We start from the raw sequence: 22,502 nt of genomic DNA, 5'->3' as shown, positions 1-22,502 counted from the left end.
CTATAATGGCCATTTAAATCCAGGTATTCCTAGTCCACCTGTTGCTTTTGAAATTTCTTCAGCTGTTTTTGTTTTGAGTTGTGACTTTGCGCTATTATGAGCAGCAACAATTAGATCCTCAATTATAGTTTTATCTTCCATCATAATTTCCTCTGATAATTTGATTGATTGCATCTCTCCCTCCCCATCAAGTACCACTTTAACTGAATTCGAGCCTGAAACTCCCTCAACTTTTATTTCCTTTATTTTTTTCTGACTTTCTTTCATTTTTGACTCGAGTTCTTTTGCTTTATCCAAAATTTTTGTAAAATCAGTCATTAGGTTCATCCTCTTCTTTTAAATTAATATCAATTAACTCGGCATCAGGAAAATTTTTTATTACATCTTTATAAATTTTTGAATTTTTAGCTTCATCTATTAAAGATTTCTTTATTTTTTGTTTTTTTTCTTTCATTGAAAATTCACCTTTTAATTGACTAAATGAAATAATCCATCTTTCGCCTGTCCAATCAAAAAGTTTTGATGAAAGCTCTTTAACGAAGTTTTTATCTAAATTTTCATTAAAAGATATCTCAATCATATTTTTTTCAAATCTTACTAGGTTTACATTTTTTTCTAACTCATATTTTAGTTTAATTTCTTTTCTATCGAGACAAGTCTGTACTAATTTTTCTAAACTATTTATAAGTATTTTTTTTTCTGATTTAACTTCTTTATGAATTTCTGGTTTGCTTTTCTCTTCTTGATAAATGTTCTTGATTTGATTTATTGGTTTTGATTGATTATTAATTTCTTTATCTATAACTGGATTTTCACTTGCAGAATTTATATCAGTATTTTTACCTAACTTAATCGAACTTAAATGCATCAGCCTTAGCAAAAACATCTCCATTGATAAATGTTGATTTGAAACTATGGTAAGTTCATCAAGGGTTGAGATTGTAAATTGCCAAAATAAAATTAATACGCTCTGATCAAGATTTTTATTTAAATCTTTGATCTTTTGAAATTCTCGATCATTTAATGAAAAATTTGTACTTTCTAAAGTTAATGACTCAATATTTTTAAAATAATAAAGTAATTCTAAGAAATCATTAATAAAGATTTTTGGTTCAACACCTTGGTCATAAATTTTTCTATAAATCTCTATAACTTTAATCTCATCTCCTTTAAGAATAAATTCAAATAAATCGATTAGTTGTGATTTATCAAAAAAACCAAAAATTTTCTGTGCTGATTTTAAATCAAACTCAGTTTTTGGATTTAAAGTTAATAAAGCCCTATCTAGTAAGGATAGTGCATCTCTTACTGACCCTTCGGAAATTTTCACTATTAATTTTAATGCTTCATCAGTAATTTTACCACCCTCCTTATTCTTAATCTTTTTAATGTAATTAAATAATTCAGATGATCTAATTCTTGATAAATCAAATCTTTGGCATCTTGATATAACTGTAACTGGAATCTTTTTAACTTCGGTAGTTGCAAAAATAAATTTTAGATATTCTGGAGGTTCTTCAAGAGTTTTCAACAAAGCGTTAAATGCTTGTTTACTTAACATGTGAACTTCATCGATAATGAAGATCTTATACTTTGATGATGTTGGTCCATATCTAGAAAACTCAATTAATTCTCTAACATCGTCAATACCAGTTCTGCTTGCGGCATCCATTTCTAAAACATCAATGTGATTTGAATTAGCTATGGCATTGCAATTATCACATTTACCTTTGCACTTTTTTTCAATTACATTTGGACAATTAAGTGACTTAGCAACTATTCTTGCTATAGTGGTTTTTCCAACTCCTCTTATTCCAGTGAATAAATATGCATTAGGAACTTTATCAGCTATTATTGAATTAGTTATAGTTTCTACAACTACGTCTTGACCAATAAGATCATCAAAATTTTGTGGTCTATATTTAAGTGCTAATACTTTTGAATCATTGCTCATATTTACAAGGAGACTAGAACCTGAAAAACTGTCTTTACGACTGCTTCCGTTAAGATCTGGTCGGGTTCAAGCAGCATCCACCTCTAGCCTCCAAAACTATTATAACAGTAATAATTTCTTATCTACAAGAAAAGTTATTTATTTATTTCTCTTTGTTTGTCAGCTTCAAAAACACCTAGGACGTGAAAATCTTGACAATGCAATCCTAAATCTTCTAGTGATTTTTGTACTCTTGGTTCTTCAATGTGACCATCTAAATCACATAAAAAGAAAAAAGAGTCGAAAGAATTTTTTTCAGGATAACTTTGCAACTTTGTTAGATTTACTCCATTAATAGCGAAGCCTCCTAAAGATTGATATAAAGCTGCAGGTTTACTTTTTAATTTAAATAAAAAAGAAGTAATATATTTTTTTCCACTAAATTCTGGTTGTGATATATTTTTACCCATAACAAGAAATCTTGTTAAGTTCCCTTTTTCATTTTCTATATTATTTTTTATAATTTCTAAATTATATGTTTTAGCACTTAATGATGAAGCAATTGCAGCTTTAGTTTTGTCTTTACTTTTTGAGACCATTTCCGCGGATCCAGCTGTGTCAGCTCTTACATGTTCAGTAAGTCTATTTGATTTTATAAATTTTGAACATTGTGATAGTGCTTGGGCATGAGAATAAACATCCTTGATTTCTGAGACTTTTGTTCCAGGTAAACCCAGTAAATTATGTTCTATTTTTTGAAAATACTCAGCATAAATATTTAACCTATATTCAAAAATTAAATATTCAATTCCTATGTTGCCAGTAATTCTATTTGACTCTGGAATAATAATTTTTGAATTTGTATCTTTTGAAGCTTGAACAAAACAATCATCAAAAGTTTTACAGGGCACTACTTCAGCATTAGAGTCTATAGATAAAGCAGCTAAGTGAGAATACGCTCCGAAAGTTCCTTGAAAATAAATTTTACTCATTATGACTTATATTCCATTATTTTTTTTATAGCCATAAAATCTTCCTTAGTATCTACTCCAATAGGAGATGATTTTGCAAGAGCTACATTTACATTAATATTATTATCTAATGCTCTTAACTGTTCCAATCTATTTTCAATCTCATTTTGCGACTGTTTAAAAGAAATAAATTTTTTTAATATTTCTACATTATAACAATAAATTCCTAAATGATGATAAGCCTGATTATTTTCTTTATTTAATTTTCTCATAAAATTTATTGCTCGAGGAAATTTTGTGTCATCTAAACTTTCTTCTGTAACTACCTTAACAATATTGTGATTTTCAAAAACCTTTTTGTTATTAATTTTTGCTGCTAAAGTTCCTAAATCACGCTTGGTCTGGATCATATGCTTATTTAATTTTTGAATATCCTCAATATTCATCAGTGGTTCATCTCCCTGTAAGTTCATGATTAAATCTATATCTGTTCTACCTAGCTTTACAAAAGCCTCATAAATTCTATCTGTTCCTGTTTTGTGATTATTGTTTGTCAAAATTGCTTCTCCACCATTTTTTTTCACATCCTCGATAATTTCTTGATCTTCTGCAGCAACAAATACCTCTCCAATATTAGCTTCTTGAGCTTTTTTATAAACATGAGAAATGATTGATAATCCATTAATTTTAAGTAAGGGTTTACCTGGTAATCTTGATGCTGATAATCTGGAGGGAATTATAACTAATGTCTTCATTTTTCTTTTAATTTTTCATTACAATATAAATAGAGGCAAAAATGTACATTAAAAATATAAGCAATTTTATATTTATAGTGCTATATGTTCAAAATAATTTTAATAAATGGATTCTTTCGAGCTAAATAAAATAATAGCTGCAGTATTAATGGTGGCACTTCTAATAATAGGTATTGGAAAGCTTTCAGATGTTATTTTTCATGTTGAAAAACCTGAAACACCTGGTTACTCAGTTGAGATAGAGCAGGCTGCTGTAGTAAGTTCACAAACAAGTTCGCAACCGACTGAAGACAAAGTTGATATTGCTGCATTAATCGCAATGGGAGATATTGCTACAGGAGAAAAGGTTTTTAAAAAATGTGCTGCATGTCATTCTATTGTAAAAGGTGGAAAAAATAATATTGGTCCAGCATTGTATAATGTTGTTGGTAGAGATGTGGGTGCTGTAGATGATTATAAATATTCTAAAGCTCTTGCCGCCTATGGAAAAGCCTGGACTTTTGAAGAACTTAATGGCTATCTACTTAAACCAGCTAAATGGATTAAAGGAACTAAAATGGCCTTTGCTGGATTAAGAAAGGAAAAAGATAGAGCTTCTGTTATTTTGTACCTGAATGAAAATTCAGATAATCCGTTACCACTACCTTAATTTTCCAAAACAATAAAGTAATATAGATTTTTGAACATGGACTCTATTAAGAGCCTGTTGCCAAACTTTAGATTTCTTACTTAAAAAAACATCCTCTTCTACCTCTTTACCTCTAGGCAAACAGTGAAGAAAAATACAATTTTTTTTTGCAAAACTCATTAACTTTTTATTTATTTTAAACTTTTTAAATTGATTCAATTTTTTTGATTTATTCACCTTATCGTTCATGGAAATTACTTTATCCGAAAAAATAACATCAGCTCCTTTAGCTGCTTTTTTTGGATCGTGTAATATACGTATTTTATTATTATTGCTTTTAATATATTTCATTATTATTTTGCTTGGTTGATATTTTGTTGGACATCCAATACTAAGTTTAAAAGAAAATTTTATTGATGCTGCGATTAAAGAATTCAATACATTATTAGAGTCGCCAATCCAAGTGATGTTCAGCTTTGATATTGGTTTCTTCTTAATCTCCTCAACAGTAAAAATATCTGATAAGATTTGAGTTGGATGTGAACTGGGGCTAAGACCATTAATAATTGGTATAGATAAATATTTTTCAAATTCCTCTAATTTTTTATCACTATCTGTTCGAAGCATAAAAGCGTTTCCAAAATTTGATAAAATTTTTGCTGTATCTTTAATGCTTTCTCCTCCCTTTGACAAATGAAGTTCATCTGGTCTAAGTGTTAAAGTGCTTCCACCCAGTTGCTTTATTGCTAAATAAAAACTTAATCTGGTTCTGAGACTTGATTTCTCGAACATTTGTATCAATAATTTTCCTTTTAATGGTGCTCCTTTATCAATTTCAAGATTATTTAATCTTTTTCTCAATCTTTTTCGTCTTTTGGCATCAAAAAGGATTTTTTTTAAATCCCTTACAGGAATATCTTTTAAATTTAAAAAATTCCTCATTTAATTAAGCTCTTTACAAACTTTATTTATAATTTTTAAAGAAAGATCCAGCTCACTTTTTTTAACATTTAAAGGAGGAAGTATACGAACGACATTTTCAGAAGCTCTTATTGTAAGCAGTTTATTTTCCATGAGTTTTCTAATGAAAATCGTTTGATCTTTATAAAGTTGAACTCCGATTAAAAAACCTTTTCCTCTTATGTTCTTAATTATTTGTGGGTATGCCTCTTGAATATTTCTTAATTCAAATAAAAAATATTTTGATAAATTTTCAATATTTTTTAAAAATTTTTTACTTGAAACTATATCCATTACAGCGTTCCCAACAGCCATAGCCAAAGGATTGCCACCAAAAGTGGAGCCATGTGTTCCAGGTATCATTCCGGAAGCAACTTTTTTATTCATTAAGACAGCACCTAATGGAAATCCACCACCTATTCCTTTCGCAATAGGAACTATATCTGGTTTAATTTTAGATTTTTCAAATGAAAAAAAGGTACCTGTTCTTGAAATTCCACACTGCACTTCATCTAAAATCAATAATATTTTTTTCTTATTACATAACTTTCTTAATTCTTTTAAACACCAGTCTGGTATTACCTTAATACCCCCTTCACCCATTATAGGTTCGATCATTACAGCTGCTGTTTTTTTTGTAATCTTTTTTTTAAGAGATTTGTGATCTCCAAATCTAAAATGGTCAAATCCTCCAACTTTTGGGCCAAATCCTTCAGTCATTTTCTTTGATCCACTAGCATAAATTGTGGCTAATGTTCTGCCATGAAATGAATTTTTTACACATAAAATTCTATTTTTATTTGGTTTTCCAATAGAGTAAAAATATCTTCTAGCTACTTTTATTGCTGCTTCTGTAGCCTCCGCACCACTATTTTGAAACATAACATAATCTGCAAATGTTTTTTGACATATTTTTTTGGCCAATTTTTCTCCTTCTGGAATTTGAAAGGCATTTGAAACATGCCAAAGTTTTTTTGACTGATAATTTATTGTTTTTATTAATTTTGGATGTGCGTGTCCCAGAGAATTAACTGCTATACCTTGAACAAAATCTAAATACTTTTTATTGTCTTTCGAATATAAGTAGCTGCCTTTTCCATATTTAAATGAGATTTTTTTTCTATTATAATTTTTTGCTAAATAGCTCATAAAAAACTTAATTATATACTTCTATATTCTTTGAACAAATTGATACAAGTCTAGATTGAAAAAATATTTCAATTATCTTTGTTAATAACTTAAATTATTAACTTGTTATTTTTTTATGAAGAGGCCTATATAGTGTCTACTATTTAAAATAGCACATTATATTGATAATTTATGAGCTGGAATGACGAAAAAGTTGCAAAACTAAAAGAATTATGGGGGAAAGGCAATACTGCAAGCCAAATTGCTGAAATAATTGGTGGAATTAGTCGAAATGCAGTAATAGGAAAAGCTCACAGGCTAAACTTATCTGCTAAAATTAAAACTAGGTCAGTATCGAACACAAATAATAATCTTAAATCAAGTTCACAAAATAATATAGATAAATTTAGAAGGGGAAGAAAAAGCAGATTCAAATCTCTTATTATAGAAAAAGATTTTGAGCCTGAAAATCCTAAACAACTAGAGGAATTAGATGAAAATTCTTGTAAATGGCCTATTGGTCATCCTAATGAAAAATCATTTTACTTTTGTGGGAGAACATCGCTTAAAGATTTTTCTTATTGTAGACTGCATTTACTATATGCGTATCAACCAAAGGGTAAAAAAGATGAGAATAATGATAAAGAGGAAATTCAAGAATATAACGAAAAAAAAATCTCAGCTATATAATAAAATCAACTATTCAATTTAATCAACTTGGTTATATTTTTCTGTTGAAAATTGTCCCCCATCTCTCCACATAAAAGAATATTTTTTTACCTCATCTTTAAAAAAGAGTTTACTTGGTAGGCCTATATCTTTATTAGTCTTATATTTCCCAGACGGAACATTGTCATATTTTAATAATCTAAGTTGATCTTCAGTCAAAAGTGGACTCGGAAGTAACTGAAAAAATTTTGCAGATAAATTTGCTAAAATTAATGGCATTGGTACGAGGACTCTCTTTTTTCCTATCAGCTGAAGGAGAGTTTCTATAATTTCTTTAAAAGACAAAGTTTCTGGACCAACACACTCAATAATTTGAGATTGAATATCATTTTGTAAAACATGATAAATAACATCTGTGAGATCAGAACAATGTATTGGCATAAATTTAGTTTTTCCCGAGTAATAAAGAGGGAAAATTGGCAATCTATTTAACAGTGTCATAAATTGTGTGCTAAAATTATCAGAATTTGAGAAAACTACTGAAGGCCGCAATATTGTAGTTTTTGAAAAATTATTCAAAATTCCTTTTTCGCCCTCAAGTTTTGAGATTGCATATTTTGAGTCAACTGCTTCATTGATACCTAAAGCCGAAACATGAACTAAATGCTGTAAATTATATTTTTTACAGAGTTTTGCCAAAAGTGTAGGAAAAACTGAGTGAATATTTTTAAAAGTATTACCGTTATTTTTCTCATATAAAATTCCTATCAAATTTATGCAAAAATCAGCTGTGCTAAATAATTTTTCAATTTTTTTTTCATCAAAAATTTTCGACTCTACAATCTCTATAAAGCCTGCATTTGCCTGAGTTTTAATCTTCAGGCCTTTTTGATGAATATTTCTTGTTACTACTGTTGCTCTAAGGTTGTTTTTAGCAAGTTTTCTAATCAAGTTACTTCCAATTTGACCACTTCCACCAAAAATTAGACAATTTTTTGCTTTCATATATATATATATTTAAAAATGAGTAATAATATACAGTTGTACAAGGCTGATATACCTGAGAATCTTAATTTGGGCAATACAATAGCTGTGGACGGTGAATTCATGGGATTAAATGTTAGACGAGATCCTTTATGTTTAATTCAGATTTCCTCAGGAAATTCAGATGCTCATATAGTTCAATTTGATAGAAGTGTATACCACGCGCCCAATTTGATTAAATTATTGGCAAATAAAAATATTAAAAAGATTTTTCATTATGCTCGTAGTGATTTGGCTCATATTAAATATTATCTAAAAACTGATGTAAACAATGTTGAGTGTACTAAAATCCAATCTAAAATTGCACGTACTTTTTCTGATAACCATTCATTAAAAACATTAATCAAAGAATTCATAAATGTTGATATTAGTAAACAATTTCAAACTACAGATTTTGGTGGTGAACTTTCCCAAGGTCAACTAAAGTATTGCGCTAATGATGTAATATATCTTCATAAAATTAATGAGGAACTTAATAAAATATTATTAAGGGAAAATAGGATAGAACTTTACCAAGAGTGTTTAAAGTTTCTTAAAACGAGAGTCGAATTAGATCTTGCTTTATTTAAAGAGGATATATGGGCACATTAATGAAGAAGATGAGTTACATTGATATAGCTAAAAGTGTTATAAATTTAGAAATTAAAGCTCTTCAAAAACTCAAAAAGTCATTAAATAAAAACTTTGATAAAGCGGTCAATGCAATAGTTAATTGTCAATCAAAAGTTATTTTGTGTGGAGTGGGAAAAAGTGGAATCATCGCTAATAAAATAGCTGCCACCTTATCCTCTGTTGGAACAGCATCTTTTTCATTATCTGCAAATGATTGTTCACATGGTGATCTCGGGAGTATAACTAAAAAAGATATATTAATTTTAATAAGTTATTCAGGTAATTCGGTTGAATTAAAAAATATAATTAATTATGCTAATAGAAACAAAATCTTATTAATTGGTATAACTTCAAAAAAAAACTCTGACTTATTTAAAAATAGCGATATAGGCCTCATTACCCCGGAGGTTAAGGAGGCTGGTTTAGACATGGTTCCAACATCAAGTACAATTAATCAACTAAGTATAGGTGATGCTTTAGCGGTGTCTACTATTAAAAAAAAAAAAATAAATAATTTAGATTTCAAGAAATTTCACCCTTCTGGAAGTTTAGGAGAAAAACTAAAAACTGTGGAAGATCTAATGTTAACTAATAATAAAATACCATTTATAAATGAGGACATATTAATGATAAAGGCATTTAAAATTATGACTAAAAAAAAATTAGGAACATTAGTGGTAAGAAATAAAAAAAAACATACAACAGGAATTATTACAGATGGTCAAATTAGAAGATTAAATTCAAAGAATATTAATTTTAATTTACTAAAAGTGAAAAATGTAATGACAAAAAACCCAATAAAAATTGAAAAAAACACTTTAGCAACTAAAGCCTTATCAATTATGAATGAAAAAAAAATAACGTGTTTATGTGTTTATGATACAAAAAAAAAATCAAATACAATTGGAATCATACATGTTCACAATATTCTGGAAAATAAAATTTATTAGTTAATGAATAAAAAAAAAGGTTTACAATTATCATTGATAGTTTTGTTGATTTTATCTTCAATAATTTTTTATCAAAAGTTTTTTAATCAAAGTAAGGATCTCATTGAAACAAAAGTAAATGAAAAAGAGATATTTAACAATGACTCTGATAATAAAATTGAAAATTCGAATACAATAGAGACTTTAAAATATATATCTCAAGATTTAGTTGGTAACACTTATGTTATTAACGCTGACACAGCAAAATTTGAAGAAAATAATGTTGAAAATATAACTCTTTACAAAGTCAATGCTGAAATAATTCGTCAAGATAACGAAACAATTAAAATCTTTTCTGAAATTGCTGATTATAATAAAAAGAACAATAATACAGTATTTGAAAAAGCTGTAAGGATTGAATATGATAATCAAACAATTAAAGCAGAAGTAGTAAAACTTAATTTTACCAAAAATTTAATAGAAATCATTGAGAATGTTCATTATATGAGTGATAATACTAATATATATGCTGATAAAGTTGAATTAGATTACTTAAGAAAAAAAATGAAAATTTCAATGAATAATCAAAATGATAATATTCAGATTACAGGAAAATACTAATTGTGGCTATAATTAAAAAATTTCGGATAACAAATTTTAAAACTAAAAAAGAACTTATAAAACTGGATAAGATTTCAATTTATTTTGGAAAAAGAAAAATATTTGAAGATTTAAATTTTAGTTTAAATCAAGGGGAAATTCTTGGATTACTTGGTCCAAATGGTGTTGGAAAATCAACAATTTTTAATATTATAATAGGATTATTAAAACCAAACTATGGTTCTATATTTATTGATCAAAAAAATATAACTAACGATCCAATATTTCATAGGACTAAGAAATATAAAATTGGTTACGTGCCACAGCATGGAGGCTATTTTTACGACCTTACCTTGAGAGAAAATTTAAAAGCAATAAGCGAAATGGTCATTGAGGATAAAAAATTGAGAGATGAGAGAATTAACTTATTAATCTCAAAATTTGAACTCGAGTCTTTACAAAATATTAAAGCTGAATTTTTATCTGGAGGACAAAAAAAGCGTTTAGTAATATGTTTGGCTTTGTTGAGCAATCCTAGAATTTTATTATTGGATGAACCTTTTGCTGCTTTAGATATTATGACAATTAAAAACCTTCAACAAATTATTGTTGATTTGCAGACACAAAATAATATTTCAATTATATTGTGTGATCATCAAGCAAGAGATTTATTATCTTGTGTTGACTTAGCAATTGTTTTATCTAATGGTAAAGTAATTGCTAAAGACACCCCTAATAATCTTATTAAGAATATTGATGCTCAAAATGCTTATTTTGGAGATTCTTTCAAAATAAATTAGAAATGTCTCTTATAAAAATAGAAAAAAAGATTAAAAAATTTAATAAGATTTTAACATCATCGGGAGATAAGAGTTTGTCTATTCGATGGGCACTTATAGCTTCTCAATCAAAGTATAAAAGTAGGTCTTACAATTTATTAACTTCTGAGGATGTTCTCGATACTTTAAGATGTTTAAAAAAACTTGGGGTTAAAATAAAATTAACAAAGAAATTTTGCGAAATAATTGGTGTAGGATTAAATGGTTTTAAATATAAGAAAAGTTTATCTTTATATGCTGGAAATTCTGGAACATTGGGAAGACTAATGATGGGGCTGATGGTACATTGTAAAAACACTATAAAACTAAAAGGTGATAAAAGTTTATCTAAAAGGGATTTTTTAAGAGTTTCAAAACCTTTAGAAAAATTCGGTGCAAAGTTTAAAACGAACTCTGGAAAACTTCCAGTTTCAATCAAGGGCACTGAAAATCCTACACCAATAATTTATAACGAAACGAGGGGATCGGCTCAATGCAAAAGTGCTGTTATGCTCGCAGCATTGAACACTAAAGGAGAAACAACTATCAAAGCAAAGAAATCAAGAGACCATAGTGAACTTCTTTTTAAGCACCTAAAATTACCAATAAAAATTAAGAAAAAGAAAAATTATGATATTATTAAAATTAAAGGCAAAAAAAAAATTTCCTCAATTAACTACAAAATACCTGCTGATATAAGCTCCAGTGCTTTTTTTATTGTTTTGACTGCGCTGACAAAAAATTCAAAATTAAGAGTTAATAACATAAATATCAATCCCTCAAGAACAGGGATTTTAAACATCCTTAAAATGATGAAAGTAAAAATTAAGATTACAAATAAAAGAGTATATAAAGGCGAACGTATCGCAGATTTAGTAATTTATAGCTCAAAGAAATTTAAATCTATAAATTGTCCGATCAAATTTAATAGTGCTGCAATAGATGAATTCTTATTAATATTTTTAGTTGCAGCTAAAGCTGATGGAATTTCATATTTCAAAAATTTATCAGAATTAAATGAAAAAGAGAGTCCAAGATTAAAATGGGGTTCAAAAATATTAAACAAAATAGGAATTAAAAATATTGTTACAAATAATAGTATTAAAATTTATGGTAATCCAAATATTCAGGTTAATAAGAAGATTGTGATTAAAAATTTTTTGAAAGATCATAGAGTTTTCATGACTAGTGTAGTCGCTGCGCTTACATTTGGAGGTAAATGGCAAATACATGATAAAGACTCAATTAACACCTCATTTCCATCTTTCCTAAATAAGATGAACTATCTTGGTGCAAAAATGAGTTATTAATATTTTAATATTAAAATTAAGTAAAAAATTAAGATTTCACCGTGTTTACTATGTAATTTCACTTATTTTTTTAAATTTCAATCTTGATTAAAACCATAATTTTATCTAAAAGTTCGTTGTTTTTTAATAAAAAATTGAGACTTAATAAATGGAAATATATAAAGACCTTTCAAACCCTAAATCAAAAGAATTTGAAAAACTATTAAACAGTCAACTCTCTAAAAACACTATAGAAGAAGGTAAAGTTATTGATGGTAAAATAAACAAAATAACTGAAAAATTTGTTTTTTTATTTGTTGAGGGCTTAAAAAGTGAGCCTGTTCTAGATATTAATGAGCTAAAAAGCATGGGGTTATCAGAAAGTATAAAAGTTGGCGAAACAATTTCAGTTTTATTGGAAAAAATTGAAGATAAAAATGGAGATGTGATTGTTTCTGCAAGTAAAGCACTTAAAATTAAAGGTTGGGATAAGCTTGTAGAAGCATATGAAAAAAAGGAACCTATAATGGGTAAAATTGTTTCTAAATGTAAAGGTGGATGTATTGTGGAACATTTAGATACAGGCTCTTTAATGTTCCTACCTGGATCTCAAATAAGTGACAAACCTCTAAAAGATATAAGTCACCTTATGAATGAACCTCAAAAATTTGCTTTAATTAAATTAGACAAGGTTAGAGGAAATGCTTGTGTATCTAGAAGAGAAATAATTTCTTCATTTAAAAAAGAGGATAAGGCTAAAATAATAGAAAAATATAAAGTTGGTGATATTATAAAAGGTGCTGAGGTAAAAGGTTATAGCTCATTCGGGTGTTTTTTTAATGTTAATAATGAATTAGACGTTTTAGTACATCTTCAAGAAATTTCATATAGTCGAGTAAATCATCCTGACGAAGTATTCAATATCGGCGAGAAACACGACTTAAAAGTTATAAGTGTTGATAAAGAAAAACTTCAAGTGGGCTGCTCTGTAAAACAATTATCTCCAGACCCATTTGAGCATATTGAAAATTATGAATTAAAAAAAGTTTATAAAGTTAAAGTTGTTAAAATTATGGACTTCGGTGCATTTTGTGAATTAGAGCCAGGTTTGACAACTTTATTACATTCAAGTGAACTCAGCTGGACCAAAAAAAATGTATCAGCAAAAAAAATGTTTAAAGTTGGTGATGAAATTGATTGTGTTATCACAGAAATTGATAAAGATAAAAGAAGAGTTGCTATTTCACACAGACTTGCAAAAGACAACCCTTTTGAAATTTTTGAAAAAAAGTTTCCCGTAGGGACAATTGTTGAGGGTGTGGTAGTTAATAAAAATGAATACTCACTATTTTTAAATGTAGAAAACTTAGAAATTGATGCATTTTTACATTGTAATGATTTAACTTACCTAAATAATGGAGAAGACGAGCTAAAAAAATATAAGAAAGGTGATAAGATAAAAGTTAAAGTCTTAGAAATTAAATTAAGTGATCAAAAAATAAGAGTAGGATTAAGACAAACACGACCTGATCCATTTGATTGGTTTAAAGATAAAAAAATAAATCAAATAATTACTGTTAAGATCATTTCATCTGATAACAAAGGTCTAATTGTAAGGCCCGAGGAATGTGAAATGGACTTCGTTATCAAAAAAAATCAAATTGCAATTAATACTGCAGATGCAAGACCATCAAGATTTACAGGGGGAGAGCGAATTGATTGTGCTATATCTGATTTAGATTTCGATAAAAGAAGGGCAACTTTGAGTATTAAATTATTAGAAGAATTAGAGAAAAAAGAAGCTTTAGAAAAATATGGAGCTGAAGACTCAGGTAAAAATCTTCCTTTCTCATCACTATCAACCGAACTTAGTAAAAAAAATAAAAAGAAATAGAAATTCTATAAATAAAATTGGCCATAGTTAAATCTAATCTTTTGAAACAGCTCTCAAAGAATTATCCAAATTTTTTGAAAAAAGATTTAGAAAAATTTATGAATATAATTTTCAGTGAAATAAAAAGAAGTCTTAAAAGAGGAGAAAGAGTAGAGCTAAGAGGTTTTGGAGTATTTTCAAGCAAAATTCAAAAAGCTAGAATATCTAGAAATCCAAAAACAAACGAAAAAATCAATACACCAGAAAAAAAAACAATTAACTTCAAAATGTCTAAAGATTTGTTTAAAATTTTGAATAATGAAAAAAAATAAAATATTTGTTGCTTGTGATAGCACCAGTATTTCTAAGATAAAAAAAATAATTAAATATACCTCAAATACTAAGATAAAGATTGGATATAAATTTGGGTTAGAATTTTTAAATTCTAAACATGGTAGAAATTTTGTATCTAAATTAAAAAAAAAAATTATTTTTGCAGATCTTAAATTACATGACATACCAAATACTTGTGTATCAACAATTAAAGCAATTAAGGATTTAAAAGTAAATTATTTAACAATTCATATAAGCTCCGGGTTGCAGGCTCTTAAAGCAGCAAAAAAGGTCTCGGGCTCAATACGCCTAGTTGGTGTAAGTGTTCTTACCTCTTTAGATAATAAAGAATTAAAAGAAATTGGATTTAGGAATAGTGTTAAAAAATTAGTTGTTCACCAAGCAAGATTAGCAAAAAAAGCTAAGTTAGATGCAATTGTTTGCAGTCCACAAGAAGTAAAAATAGTAAAAAAAATTTTTAAAAATGAAATAATAACTCCTGGTATAAGATTTAAATCAAAAAATAATGATCAAAAAAGAGTTTTAACTCCTAAAGAGGCTTATAAAAATGGTTCTCATTCACTTGTAATCGGCAGAAATATTACTAAAGGTGATATAAAGAAAAATGTTAAAACACTCATTGATCACTTAAATCAATGATGAAAGGTTTGAAAATTTGTGGGATCTCAGATCCTATAACTTTAAAATATATTTTAAATCATAGTAATCGGCCTACATCGATGATGATAGGTTTCATTACAAACTATGAAAAAAGCCGGAGATTTGTAAAATATGAAAAATTAAAAGATTTAATTAATGTTGATAAAAAAGGAGTTAAATTTATTTCTGTTCTAGTAAAACCTACTGACGAAACCTTGGAAAAAATAAAAAATTTAAATTTTGATTTTTATCAATTGTATGACGTAAGCCCTGAAAGAACAAAAGAAATAAAATTGAAATATAAAAAAAAGATAATTACAGCTATTACTGTTTCAAGCAAAAACGATGTAATAAAATATAAAGATTATTATAATATACCAGATATAATTTTGTTTGACTCAAAAGGTTATCATAAATCTGAGAGTTTCGATCATAGCTTGCTTGATGAGGTGCCTTATGAATTAGATAAAATGATTGCAGGAAATATTCAAATAGATGATATTCCTAGTTTTAAAAATAAAAGCTTCATAATTGATTTAAGTGGAGCACTAGAAGATGAAAATGGAAAAAAAGATATTGATAAAATTGATAAACTGTTAAATTTATTCACAAAGGTATGAAATTAAAAAAAGGAATTCCAGTAATTGATCAAGGAGATAGTTTTGGATTTTGGGGGGGTAAATTTGGAGGAAACTTTGTCCCTGAAACATTAAAAAAACCTATCGAAGATTTAGAAATTCTTTTTAATAAACTCAAAAAAGATAAAAAATTTATAAATGAAAGAGATAAGTATTTTAAAAATTGGGTTGGTAGTCCCACTCGTTTTATCAAATTAGAAAATTTAACAAAACATGTGGGGGGAGCTCAAATTTGGTCTAAAGTTGTATCTGATGCAAATGGGGGCGCACATAAAATTTATAATGCAACTGTCCACTGTTTGCTTGCAAAGCGTTCTGGAAAAAAAGTTATTTGTGGAGACACTGGTGCTGGGTATGCAGGTAAAATGTTAAGTATGGCAGCCAAAAAATTTGGTTTAAAATGTAAAATTTTCATGGGGGCGAAAGATATTAAGAGGCAACAACCCAATGTGAGAGCAATGAAAAAAAATGGAGCGGAAGTTATTCCAGTATACTCTGGAAGTCAAACTCTCGTAGATGCAGTTTCTGAATGCATGCGTTATTGGGTTGCAAATTGTGATAAAGTTGCAATGTGTGTTGGCAGTACTGTTGGCCCAGCTGTTTTCGTCCGTATCTGTGGATGGAGTACAAGTCAAATATCTAGAGAATTAAAAACTCAATTAGTTGATGAGTTTGGTTCAGTTCCAAAGAAACTCAAACTTTATAACTGTGTTGGGGGTGGAAGTTCTAGTTTTGGTTTTTGGAATGAGTTTATGGATTACGAAAAAAAACAGTGTGAGTTTATTGGTGTAGAGGCTGGTGGTCCAGCAAAAAGCAAAAGACATGCAGCACCACTAACATATGGATCTAAAATAGGAATTCTTCATGGTGCAGCTCAATATGTAAATCAAAATTCCGATGGTCAAATAGAAGAAACGGAGTCAATTTCTGCTGGACTAGATTACCCTGGTATTTCTCCACTTCATTGTTTTCTTAAAGATACGAAAAGAGCGAGATACACTGCAGCAAGTGATGAGGAAGCTTTAAGAGCTTACAAGCTGGTTACGAGGCTTGAAAGATTAAGACCTTCCTTAGAACCGAGTCATGCTTTTTCGGTTGCAATAGCAGAGTCCAAAAAATTAAGTAAAGATACAATTGTTGTAGTCAATAGTTGTGGAGATGCTTACAAAGATCGAGGAATTATTGAGAGAAGATTAGGGAAAGAATATGTCTAATCCTATCAGTCATGCATTTAAAAAAGCTAAAAGTGAAAAAAGACCTGCTCTGTTGACTTATACTGTAGCTGGAGATAGTTCAAAGAAACAATCCTTGGAAATATTAAAATCAATTTCAAAAGAGGTTGATATGTTGGAAATTGGAGTTCCTCACAACACTCCAGTCGCCGATGGAAGTCAAATTCAAACAAGCTCATATAGAGCAATCAAAAACGGAATTAGAGTTAATGATATTTTTAAAATTGTAAAAGATTTTAAAAAATTTGACAAAAATAAACCAATTATATTGATGGGATATTATAATATGATCTTTCAATATGGTGAAAATGAATTTTTAAGAAAATGTAAAATTTCAGGAGTAAATGGATTAATAGTTGTAGATTTACCTTGGCCTGAAAATAAGAAATTTGCGAGTAAATGTAAAAAAAAATCAATATTTTTTATTCAACTTTTATCACCGACTACAACTAAAAATAGGTTAAAAAAAATAATTAAAGACTCACATGAAATGATTTATTTCATATCTATGCTTTCTACTACTGGAGGAAAGCTTAAAGTTTCCTCTAAAGAAATAATGTCTAATTATGATAAAATAAAAAAAATCAATTCGAAAAAAAATGTTGTGATTGGTTTTGGTATCACTGAAAAAACTATAAAATCACTTAAAAAAGCTGATGGTTTAGTTGTTGGAAGTGCTATTTGTAAGGAAATAACGAATTCTATAAAAAAAAGACAAAATCCGGTCACAAATGTTTATAATGTCGTAAATAGATTAAAAAAAAAAATTAAATGAATTGGATAACAAAAATAATTAAAGCTGGTGAAAAAATAAAAACAGCTATTCATAAAAGGGCAACTAAAGATGAAATTGCTAATAGTGATTGGACTAGTTGCTGTAAAGGGCCAATTTTAAAAAAAGATTTAGAGGAAAATTTTTGGGTATGTCCTGATTGCAATAAACACCACAGAATAAATCCTAAACAACGATTTGATATTTTTTTTGGAAAAAATAATTATGAAATTTTTAAAACACCAATTCCAAAAGATGATCCACTAGATTGGACAGACTCTAAATCTTACAAAGATAGATTAAAAAGTGCGAGAAAAAAAACAGGACTGGATTGTGGTATGATGGTTGTTTCTGGTTCCATTAATAATATTAAAGTTACTGCAGTTGCATCAGATTTTGATTTTTTAGGTGCTTCAATGGCAGCTGCAGAGGGTGAAGCATTTTTACATGGTATTCAACATGCCATCGAAAACAAAACTCCTTTTATTTGTTTTAGTTCTGGTGGAGGAATGAGAATGATGGAAAGTTTGATTTCATTATCTCAAATGACAAGAACGACGATGGCTATTAACGAATTAAAAAAAAATAATCTTCCTTACCTAGTTTGTTTAACTGATCCGACCGCTGGTGGAATTACAGCTTCTTACGCGATGTTGGGTGATTTACATATCGCAGAGTCCGATCATGCTTTAATAGCTTTTGCAGGTGCTCGTGTAATCGAAGGAACCGTTAAAGAAAGTTTGCCAGAAAATTTTCAAAGAAGCTCTTATGTTCAGAAAACTGGGTTTGTGGACTTAATTCTAGATAGAAAAGATCTTCAAGAAAAAATTGGGATTTTAATTTCAATTCTATTAAATAAGAAACCTGTTATAAGCACTGAAGAAAATGAAACTTCAGAAGATAGTCAATCACTTACAAAGGCTGCATCCTAAAGAGATAGATTTAAGTTTAGATCGTATAAAAATTCTTTGTGAAAAATTGGGTAATCCTCAAAATAAAATAAGGGCAATATCGGTAGTAGGTACAAATGGTAAGCAATCTACCATTAATGCAATTTTTACTATTCTCAAAGAATCAAAAATAAAATGTAATGTTTATACAAGTCCACACATTCAAAAAATTAATGAAAGATTTGTTTTTAATAATGAAATGCTAAATGATGATGAATTAATTGATCTTTTTGAGGAAGTTGAAAAAATAAATGATCAAAGTCCCTTAACTTTTTTTGAAGCTTTGTCTGCTTGTTATTTCTATAAGGCTGCTCAATATCCAAATAATATTAATTTAATAGAGGCAGGTTTATTTCATAGGTTTGACGCCACCAATATACTGAAAAGTAATTTAGCAAGTATAGTATGCTCAATAAGCAAAGATCATCTTGATTGGTTGCCAAAAAATCAACAAACTATTGAAAAAATTGTATTTGAAAAAACATCCTCCCTTTTAAATTCTAATATAGTTGTATCTAAACAAAATTCAGTTGAAACAACTGAAAGTATCAAAAAATCAATTTCACAAAACTTATCTAATAAATTGTTCTTTAATGAGGATTATAGCTATTCTAATGGGGAAAATGGTTTTTTTTATTATGAAGATAAATTTGGTGGCTTAAAACTACCATTACCAAATATCCTTGGACAGTTTCAGTTAGAAAATATTTCAACAGCTATAGCAACCATAAGACAATTAAATTTAGAAATTAATGATGATGACATAAAAAAAGGAATTACCAAAATTGAGAGTATTGGAAGATTACAAGAAATAAAGTCTGGGAAAATTAAAAATTTAATCAAAAATAACCAATTATTGTTAGATGGAAGTCATAATGAAGATGGTGCTAGAGTTTTAAATGAGTACCTTCAAACTTTAGATTGTAATAAACATTTTATTATAGGAATGATGTCTAATAAAGATCATGAAAAATATATTAGCTACTTTAAAGATATTTCGTCTCTAACTACTGTTGATATCCCAAATCAACCAAACGCTATCAGTGGTAAAAAATTAAAAGAAAAATTTGGTAAAGTTTCAAATGTTAAATATGAAGAAAATATTGAGAAAGCAATTAAAACCTTGTCACTTGAAGAAAATGATATGTTAATTATAACAGGATCTTTGTATTTGGCCGGTGAAATTCTAAACTTAAATTAGATATTTTTTTCTAAAAACTCTTTCATGTGGCTTTCTGGTACGCCACCAACTTTTCTATCAACCTCAACGCCTTTTTTATAGATTATCACTGTTGGAACACCTCTTATTCCTGCAGCACTTCCTGTATTAATGCCGCCATCCTCTATATCGGCGTAATAAAAACCAGCTTTGTCTTTATACTCAACTGCAAGCTTATCCATAATTGGTTTTAAAGACTTACAAGGCCCACACCAAGCTGCACTAAACTGGATTACCGAAACGTCTTCACTTTTAATTTTGTTTTCAAAATCTTCATCTTTAAAATCTATAAGCATAAAACCTTTCTATTAATTTGTTTATTAAAGTCAACTAGGCAATTTCATATTTCTTTTCAATAGACATAATAAAATCATTTATTTCGTCTAGTTTATTTAATTCATTTTTATCATCTCTTTTATCTGCTTGATCTCTCAAATAGTCGATCTCATTATATGCCATATTTACCGTTTGCCACTTCTCCTTATTTTTACTTAGTATACGTCTAGCAATTTCACTTTTAATATTTTTATATAAATCAGGTGGTAAAATTTGAGGGGCTTCTTGATAAATTATTTTTTGACCAAACCAGCTACATCTTTTGTCTGTAAATTTATCTAGCATTCTCAACTTATCTTCCCAAGATGAACTATGCCAGGTTTTAAAAAGAGCAGTATCTTTATTAGGAATAAATTTTTCATACAAAGTCTCTTCAGGTAACAAATCTTCCTGGGTTTTAGTTTGCTCTTTTTCTTCTGCTGCCTCTCTATTTATAATTTGTATATTTTTACAAAAATTTTCATTATTTCTGACCATTTGTGCTCTTTTTTTTATTGTTTCTAAGTCTAGGTCTGAATAGGGTTTTTGTTTTAAGGCAAATTCTTTATCCAAAATTACTGGAGCTTTATTGGTTTTTAAAACTCTTGTAGCCTTAGGACTAAATTTTTTTAATATATCTCTTAATTGATTTACTGATAAATTTAATAACGGCTCTGGATCTCTTCTTAAATCCCAAACATATCCCCACGATGCGTAAGATGGATGAAAACAATGACTTGGATGTAGTGTGCTAGTGAGATACATCATATTTCTACCCTTCACATTTTCAAAAATAGAATATATGCCTTCATTTTTTAAAAACGTTTCTACGCTAGTTTTAGTTGATGTTTTTAAAAATGTTTCCCAATTTTCTTTATGTTTATCTTTAATAATTCTAAGAACCTTTAGTGAGTTTTGCGCATCTACGTAAGCTGTATGACTAGCTGAGGTATCAAAACCTTGCATTCTAGACAAAGATTCTAAAGCAAGGCTTGGGTTTCCTGCCTCTGTTAGTTCTGTTTTTAAGGTTTCTGAGTTTAATGTTTGGGCTGCTCTGGCTATGTGTAAACCATCATGTTCACTATTAGGTGAAGAGTGAGTAGCGTAAGGATAACGATTGCCCTTAAAAAAATTAAAGTGAAACATCCTTCGATCAAAATTTAAATTTGACCACCCCATAAACATTGCTGGGGCACATTTTGAAAAAAAGTTTTCAACAGCACCTAAGAAATCATAATGTGAATAATTGCCTTTAGTTAATAAATCAATACTGGTTGAATTTACAAGTAAAGCCTTTGCACTCGGCACCTCACCTTCTGGCATTCGCCCTCTTATATTTAACTTTCCAATTTCTTTTAAATTTTTATCAACTACAACAGCCCCAACTTCAATTATGGATCCCCATATTGTTGAATTCGTGGTTTCGGTATCGTAAATTACAATTTTATCCATTTTTTAATAAAATAAATTATTCATTTCATTAAACTTTTTTAATCTACCTAAAAACAAATTTTGATATGTTATCAGTTCCGGTCCTTGAATCTTAAACTCTTGAAACAAATTATCCACTGTGCAAACTAGAATAACACATGCATTGATATTTGAATTGTAAACAACATTATGCGCTAAAGAGTAAGCCGCAGTTTGTAAAAACCAAGAATCTATGTATTCAGCTTTTTTTGGTTTGTTGGACTGCTTAAAATCAATTATTGTTTCTTTTCCTTCATAAACGCCAATGCAGTCTGCTGTTCCCGCATATTTCTCAGGATAATGCATTGTACACTCAACACCGTATATTTCTTCTAATCTGTTTGTTAAACCCTTATCAATAATTTCTTTTGCCATTTTTTTATATTGCTCATTGTCTTCAAAAAAACTCAAATTTTCTCTTCCTAAAAGAAAAGACTCTAAATAGCTGTGCATCTGAGAACCTCTGCTACTTGCTGCCTTTGTAATAGCTTCAGCTTCTTTGTGACCGGTTCTCTCTCTCCAATTAGCTAAAGCTGCTTTATCTTCCTCGGATTTAGTTGCATCAAGTATTGAAGTTACACTCGGTAACTTTGCTTCTCCTAATACGTATCTTCTTATTCCATCTTCTGTCGCTCTTGAGCTTGTAGGATAGTCATATTTTTTGTTCCAACGCATGTGATTTCTTATAGTCGGTATTATCTGAA

The 22,502-nt window shown here is 28.7% G+C and carries 25 protein-coding genes; 15 read left to right on the top strand and 10 right to left on the bottom strand.

Annotated elements, in window-relative coordinates; all coding sequences use genetic code 11:
* The 4 genes from ACTT9C_RS03230 to kdsB form a co-directional block, all read right to left on the bottom strand.
* Positions 1-318 carry a YbaB/EbfC family nucleoid-associated protein gene (locus ACTT9C_RS03230; RefSeq protein ID WP_440923067.1) on the bottom strand — a complete coding sequence of 106 codons (318 nt, stop codon included), beginning with the start codon at positions 316-318 and terminating at the stop codon, positions 1-3.
* Entirely contained in the window at positions 311-1,954 is a 1,644-nt protein-coding gene (gene dnaX / locus ACTT9C_RS03225; protein WP_440923066.1) for a DNA polymerase III subunit gamma/tau, read from the bottom strand. The genes ACTT9C_RS03230 and dnaX overlap by 8 nt, the downstream gene beginning before the upstream one ends.
* A gap of 134 nt (positions 1,955-2,088) precedes the next feature.
* Entirely contained in the window at positions 2,089-2,925 is an 837-nt protein-coding gene (locus ACTT9C_RS03220; RefSeq protein WP_440923065.1) for a prephenate dehydratase domain-containing protein, read from the bottom strand.
* On the bottom strand, positions 2,925-3,659 hold the full coding sequence (gene kdsB, locus ACTT9C_RS03215; RefSeq protein ID WP_440923064.1) for a 3-deoxy-manno-octulosonate cytidylyltransferase: 735 nt from the start codon (positions 3,657-3,659) through the stop codon (positions 2,925-2,927). The genes ACTT9C_RS03220 and kdsB overlap by 1 nt, the downstream gene beginning before the upstream one ends.
* A gap of 106 nt (positions 3,660-3,765) precedes the next feature.
* Here kdsB and ACTT9C_RS03210 point away from each other — a divergent pair, with 106 nt between their 5' ends.
* A complete protein-coding gene (locus ACTT9C_RS03210) occupies positions 3,766-4,308 on the top strand; it encodes a c-type cytochrome (protein ID WP_440923063.1) in 543 nt (180 codons plus the stop codon).
* Here ACTT9C_RS03210 and argF read toward each other — a convergent pair.
* Together argF and ACTT9C_RS03200 are read right to left on the bottom strand one after the other, a co-directional pair.
* Complete coding sequence (gene argF / locus ACTT9C_RS03205) at positions 4,300-5,229, bottom strand: ornithine carbamoyltransferase (protein WP_440923062.1); 930 nt, start codon at positions 5,227-5,229, stop codon at positions 4,300-4,302. The two genes, ACTT9C_RS03210 and argF, sit on opposite strands and share 9 nt — an antisense overlap.
* Entirely contained in the window at positions 5,230-6,396 is a 1,167-nt protein-coding gene (locus ACTT9C_RS03200) for an aspartate aminotransferase family protein (protein WP_440923061.1), read from the bottom strand.
* A gap of 171 nt (positions 6,397-6,567) precedes the next feature.
* Here ACTT9C_RS03200 and ACTT9C_RS03195 point away from each other — a divergent pair, with 171 nt between their 5' ends.
* Positions 6,568-7,065, top strand: coding sequence for a GcrA family cell cycle regulator (locus tag ACTT9C_RS03195; RefSeq protein ID WP_440923060.1), 498 nt, complete (start codon positions 6,568-6,570; stop codon positions 7,063-7,065).
* A gap of 18 nt (positions 7,066-7,083) precedes the next feature.
* On the opposite strand, the gene ACTT9C_RS03190 is transcribed toward ACTT9C_RS03195, so the two are convergent.
* Positions 7,084-8,049, bottom strand: coding sequence for a complex I NDUFA9 subunit family protein (locus tag ACTT9C_RS03190; RefSeq protein ID WP_440923059.1), 966 nt, complete (start codon positions 8,047-8,049; stop codon positions 7,084-7,086).
* 18 nt (positions 8,050-8,067) lie between these two features.
* Between ACTT9C_RS03190 and ACTT9C_RS03185 the strand changes: the two genes are divergently transcribed.
* The 13 genes from ACTT9C_RS03185 to ACTT9C_RS03125 all read left to right on the top strand — a co-directional run bounded on the left by ACTT9C_RS03185 (position 8,068) and on the right by ACTT9C_RS03125 (position 19,995).
* The gene (locus tag ACTT9C_RS03185) at positions 8,068-8,679 is read left to right on the top strand and encodes a ribonuclease D (RefSeq protein WP_440923058.1); all 612 of its coding nucleotides are present in this window, start codon (positions 8,068-8,070) and stop codon (positions 8,677-8,679) included.
* 8 nt (positions 8,680-8,687) lie between these two features.
* Positions 8,688-9,650, top strand: a complete 963-nt coding sequence (locus tag ACTT9C_RS03180) for a KpsF/GutQ family sugar-phosphate isomerase (protein ID WP_440923057.1) — start codon at positions 8,688-8,690, stop codon at positions 9,648-9,650.
* 3 nt (positions 9,651-9,653) lie between these two features.
* Complete coding sequence (locus tag ACTT9C_RS03175; RefSeq protein ID WP_440923056.1) at positions 9,654-10,250, top strand: hypothetical protein; 597 nt, start codon at positions 9,654-9,656, stop codon at positions 10,248-10,250.
* A gap of 2 nt (positions 10,251-10,252) precedes the next feature.
* Positions 10,253-11,029: an ATP-binding cassette domain-containing protein gene (locus ACTT9C_RS03170; protein WP_440923055.1), complete on the top strand. Its 777-nt coding sequence runs from the start codon at positions 10,253-10,255 to the stop codon at positions 11,027-11,029.
* Positions 11,030-11,031: 2 nt separating this feature from the next.
* The gene (gene aroA / locus ACTT9C_RS03165; RefSeq protein WP_440923054.1) at positions 11,032-12,357 is read left to right on the top strand and encodes a 3-phosphoshikimate 1-carboxyvinyltransferase; all 1,326 of its coding nucleotides are present in this window, start codon (positions 11,032-11,034) and stop codon (positions 12,355-12,357) included.
* 148 nt (positions 12,358-12,505) lie between these two features.
* Positions 12,506-14,230, top strand: a complete 1,725-nt coding sequence (locus ACTT9C_RS03160) for a S1 RNA-binding domain-containing protein (protein ID WP_440923053.1) — start codon at positions 12,506-12,508, stop codon at positions 14,228-14,230.
* Positions 14,231-14,247: 17 nt separating this feature from the next.
* Complete coding sequence (locus ACTT9C_RS03155; RefSeq protein ID WP_440923052.1) at positions 14,248-14,541, top strand: HU family DNA-binding protein; 294 nt, start codon at positions 14,248-14,250, stop codon at positions 14,539-14,541.
* Positions 14,528-15,202, top strand: coding sequence for an orotidine-5'-phosphate decarboxylase (gene pyrF / locus ACTT9C_RS03150; RefSeq protein WP_440923051.1), 675 nt, complete (start codon positions 14,528-14,530; stop codon positions 15,200-15,202). The genes ACTT9C_RS03155 and pyrF overlap by 14 nt, the downstream gene beginning before the upstream one ends.
* A complete protein-coding gene (locus ACTT9C_RS03145; protein WP_440923050.1) occupies positions 15,199-15,822 on the top strand; it encodes a phosphoribosylanthranilate isomerase in 624 nt (207 codons plus the stop codon). Before pyrF ends, ACTT9C_RS03145 begins: the two co-directional genes overlap by 4 nt.
* On the top strand, positions 15,819-17,054 hold the full coding sequence (locus ACTT9C_RS03140; protein ID WP_440923049.1) for a pyridoxal-phosphate dependent enzyme: 1,236 nt from the start codon (positions 15,819-15,821) through the stop codon (positions 17,052-17,054). The genes ACTT9C_RS03145 and ACTT9C_RS03140 overlap by 4 nt, the downstream gene beginning before the upstream one ends.
* On the top strand, positions 17,047-17,847 hold the full coding sequence (gene trpA, locus ACTT9C_RS03135; protein WP_440923048.1) for a tryptophan synthase subunit alpha: 801 nt from the start codon (positions 17,047-17,049) through the stop codon (positions 17,845-17,847). Before ACTT9C_RS03140 ends, trpA begins: the two co-directional genes overlap by 8 nt.
* Complete coding sequence (locus tag ACTT9C_RS03130; protein ID WP_440923047.1) at positions 17,844-18,776, top strand: acetyl-CoA carboxylase carboxyltransferase subunit beta; 933 nt, start codon at positions 17,844-17,846, stop codon at positions 18,774-18,776. Before trpA ends, ACTT9C_RS03130 begins: the two co-directional genes overlap by 4 nt.
* A complete protein-coding gene (locus tag ACTT9C_RS03125; RefSeq protein ID WP_440923046.1) occupies positions 18,730-19,995 on the top strand; it encodes a bifunctional folylpolyglutamate synthase/dihydrofolate synthase in 1,266 nt (421 codons plus the stop codon). Before ACTT9C_RS03130 ends, ACTT9C_RS03125 begins: the two co-directional genes overlap by 47 nt.
* On the opposite strand, the gene ACTT9C_RS03120 is transcribed toward ACTT9C_RS03125, so the two are convergent.
* Genes ACTT9C_RS03120 through ACTT9C_RS03110 form a run of 3 tightly spaced genes read right to left on the bottom strand, consistent with a single transcriptional unit; the run spans position 19,992 to position 22,473 of the window.
* On the bottom strand, positions 19,992-20,309 hold the full coding sequence (locus ACTT9C_RS03120) for a thioredoxin family protein (protein WP_440923045.1): 318 nt from the start codon (positions 20,307-20,309) through the stop codon (positions 19,992-19,994). The genes ACTT9C_RS03125 and ACTT9C_RS03120 overlap by 4 nt on opposite strands.
* A 34-nt stretch (positions 20,310-20,343) precedes the next feature.
* Positions 20,344-21,780, bottom strand: coding sequence for an exonuclease domain-containing protein (locus ACTT9C_RS03115; RefSeq protein ID WP_440923044.1), 1,437 nt, complete (start codon positions 21,778-21,780; stop codon positions 20,344-20,346).
* A 3-nt stretch (positions 21,781-21,783) separates the two neighbouring features.
* Entirely contained in the window at positions 21,784-22,473 is a 690-nt protein-coding gene (locus tag ACTT9C_RS03110; RefSeq protein ID WP_440923043.1) for a hypothetical protein, read from the bottom strand.
* Between the last annotated feature and the right edge of the window lie 29 nt (positions 22,474-22,502).

This window comes from Candidatus Pelagibacter sp., assembly GCF_052049575.1.
In the GTDB taxonomy this organism is placed as follows: Bacteria; Pseudomonadota; Alphaproteobacteria; order Pelagibacterales; family Pelagibacteraceae; genus Pelagibacter.
The sequence above is the reverse complement of the archived record's forward strand: the minus strand, read 5'-3'. Positions and strand labels throughout refer to the sequence as shown.

What these genes read in the sequence shown, in the direction of transcription:
- ACTT9C_RS03230 (WP_440923067.1), bottom strand. Translation starts at nt 318, where the DNA reads ATGACTGATTTTACAAAAATTTTGGATAAAGCAAAAGAACTCGAGTCA.
- dnaX (WP_440923066.1), bottom strand. Translation starts at nt 1,954, where the DNA reads ATGAGCAATGATTCAAAAGTATTAGCACTTAAATATAGACCACAAAAT.
- ACTT9C_RS03220 (WP_440923065.1), bottom strand. Translation starts at nt 2,925, where the DNA reads ATGAGTAAAATTTATTTTCAAGGAACTTTCGGAGCGTATTCTCACTTA.
- kdsB (WP_440923064.1), bottom strand. Translation starts at nt 3,659, where the DNA reads ATGAAGACATTAGTTATAATTCCCTCCAGATTATCAGCATCAAGATTA.
- ACTT9C_RS03210 (WP_440923063.1), top strand. Translation starts at nt 3,766, where the DNA reads ATGGATTCTTTCGAGCTAAATAAAATAATAGCTGCAGTATTAATGGTG.
- argF (WP_440923062.1), bottom strand. Translation starts at nt 5,229, where the DNA reads ATGAGGAATTTTTTAAATTTAAAAGATATTCCTGTAAGGGATTTAAAA.
- ACTT9C_RS03200 (WP_440923061.1), bottom strand. Translation starts at nt 6,396, where the DNA reads ATGAGCTATTTAGCAAAAAATTATAATAGAAAAAAAATCTCATTTAAA.
- ACTT9C_RS03195 (WP_440923060.1), top strand. Translation starts at nt 6,568, where the DNA reads ATGAGCTGGAATGACGAAAAAGTTGCAAAACTAAAAGAATTATGGGGG.
- ACTT9C_RS03190 (WP_440923059.1), bottom strand. Translation starts at nt 8,049, where the DNA reads ATGAAAGCAAAAAATTGTCTAATTTTTGGTGGAAGTGGTCAAATTGGA.
- ACTT9C_RS03185 (WP_440923058.1), top strand. Translation starts at nt 8,068, where the DNA reads ATGAGTAATAATATACAGTTGTACAAGGCTGATATACCTGAGAATCTT.
- ACTT9C_RS03180 (WP_440923057.1), top strand. Translation starts at nt 8,688, where the DNA reads ATGAGTTACATTGATATAGCTAAAAGTGTTATAAATTTAGAAATTAAA.
- ACTT9C_RS03175 (WP_440923056.1), top strand. Translation starts at nt 9,654, where the DNA reads ATGAATAAAAAAAAAGGTTTACAATTATCATTGATAGTTTTGTTGATT.
- aroA (WP_440923054.1), top strand. Translation starts at nt 11,032, where the DNA reads ATGTCTCTTATAAAAATAGAAAAAAAGATTAAAAAATTTAATAAGATT.
- ACTT9C_RS03160 (WP_440923053.1), top strand. Translation starts at nt 12,506, where the DNA reads ATGGAAATATATAAAGACCTTTCAAACCCTAAATCAAAAGAATTTGAA.
- pyrF (WP_440923051.1), top strand. Translation starts at nt 14,528, where the DNA reads ATGAAAAAAAATAAAATATTTGTTGCTTGTGATAGCACCAGTATTTCT.
- ACTT9C_RS03145 (WP_440923050.1), top strand. Translation starts at nt 15,199, where the DNA reads ATGATGAAAGGTTTGAAAATTTGTGGGATCTCAGATCCTATAACTTTA.
- ACTT9C_RS03140 (WP_440923049.1), top strand. Translation starts at nt 15,819, where the DNA reads ATGAAATTAAAAAAAGGAATTCCAGTAATTGATCAAGGAGATAGTTTT.
- trpA (WP_440923048.1), top strand. Translation starts at nt 17,047, where the DNA reads ATGTCTAATCCTATCAGTCATGCATTTAAAAAAGCTAAAAGTGAAAAA.
- ACTT9C_RS03130 (WP_440923047.1), top strand. Translation starts at nt 17,844, where the DNA reads ATGAATTGGATAACAAAAATAATTAAAGCTGGTGAAAAAATAAAAACA.
- ACTT9C_RS03125 (WP_440923046.1), top strand. Translation starts at nt 18,730, where the DNA reads ATGAAACTTCAGAAGATAGTCAATCACTTACAAAGGCTGCATCCTAAA.
- ACTT9C_RS03120 (WP_440923045.1), bottom strand. Translation starts at nt 20,309, where the DNA reads ATGCTTATAGATTTTAAAGATGAAGATTTTGAAAACAAAATTAAAAGT.
- ACTT9C_RS03115 (WP_440923044.1), bottom strand. Translation starts at nt 21,780, where the DNA reads ATGGATAAAATTGTAATTTACGATACCGAAACCACGAATTCAACAATA.
- ACTT9C_RS03110 (WP_440923043.1), bottom strand. Translation starts at nt 22,473, where the DNA reads ATGCGTTGGAACAAAAAATATGACTATCCTACAAGCTCAAGAGCGACA.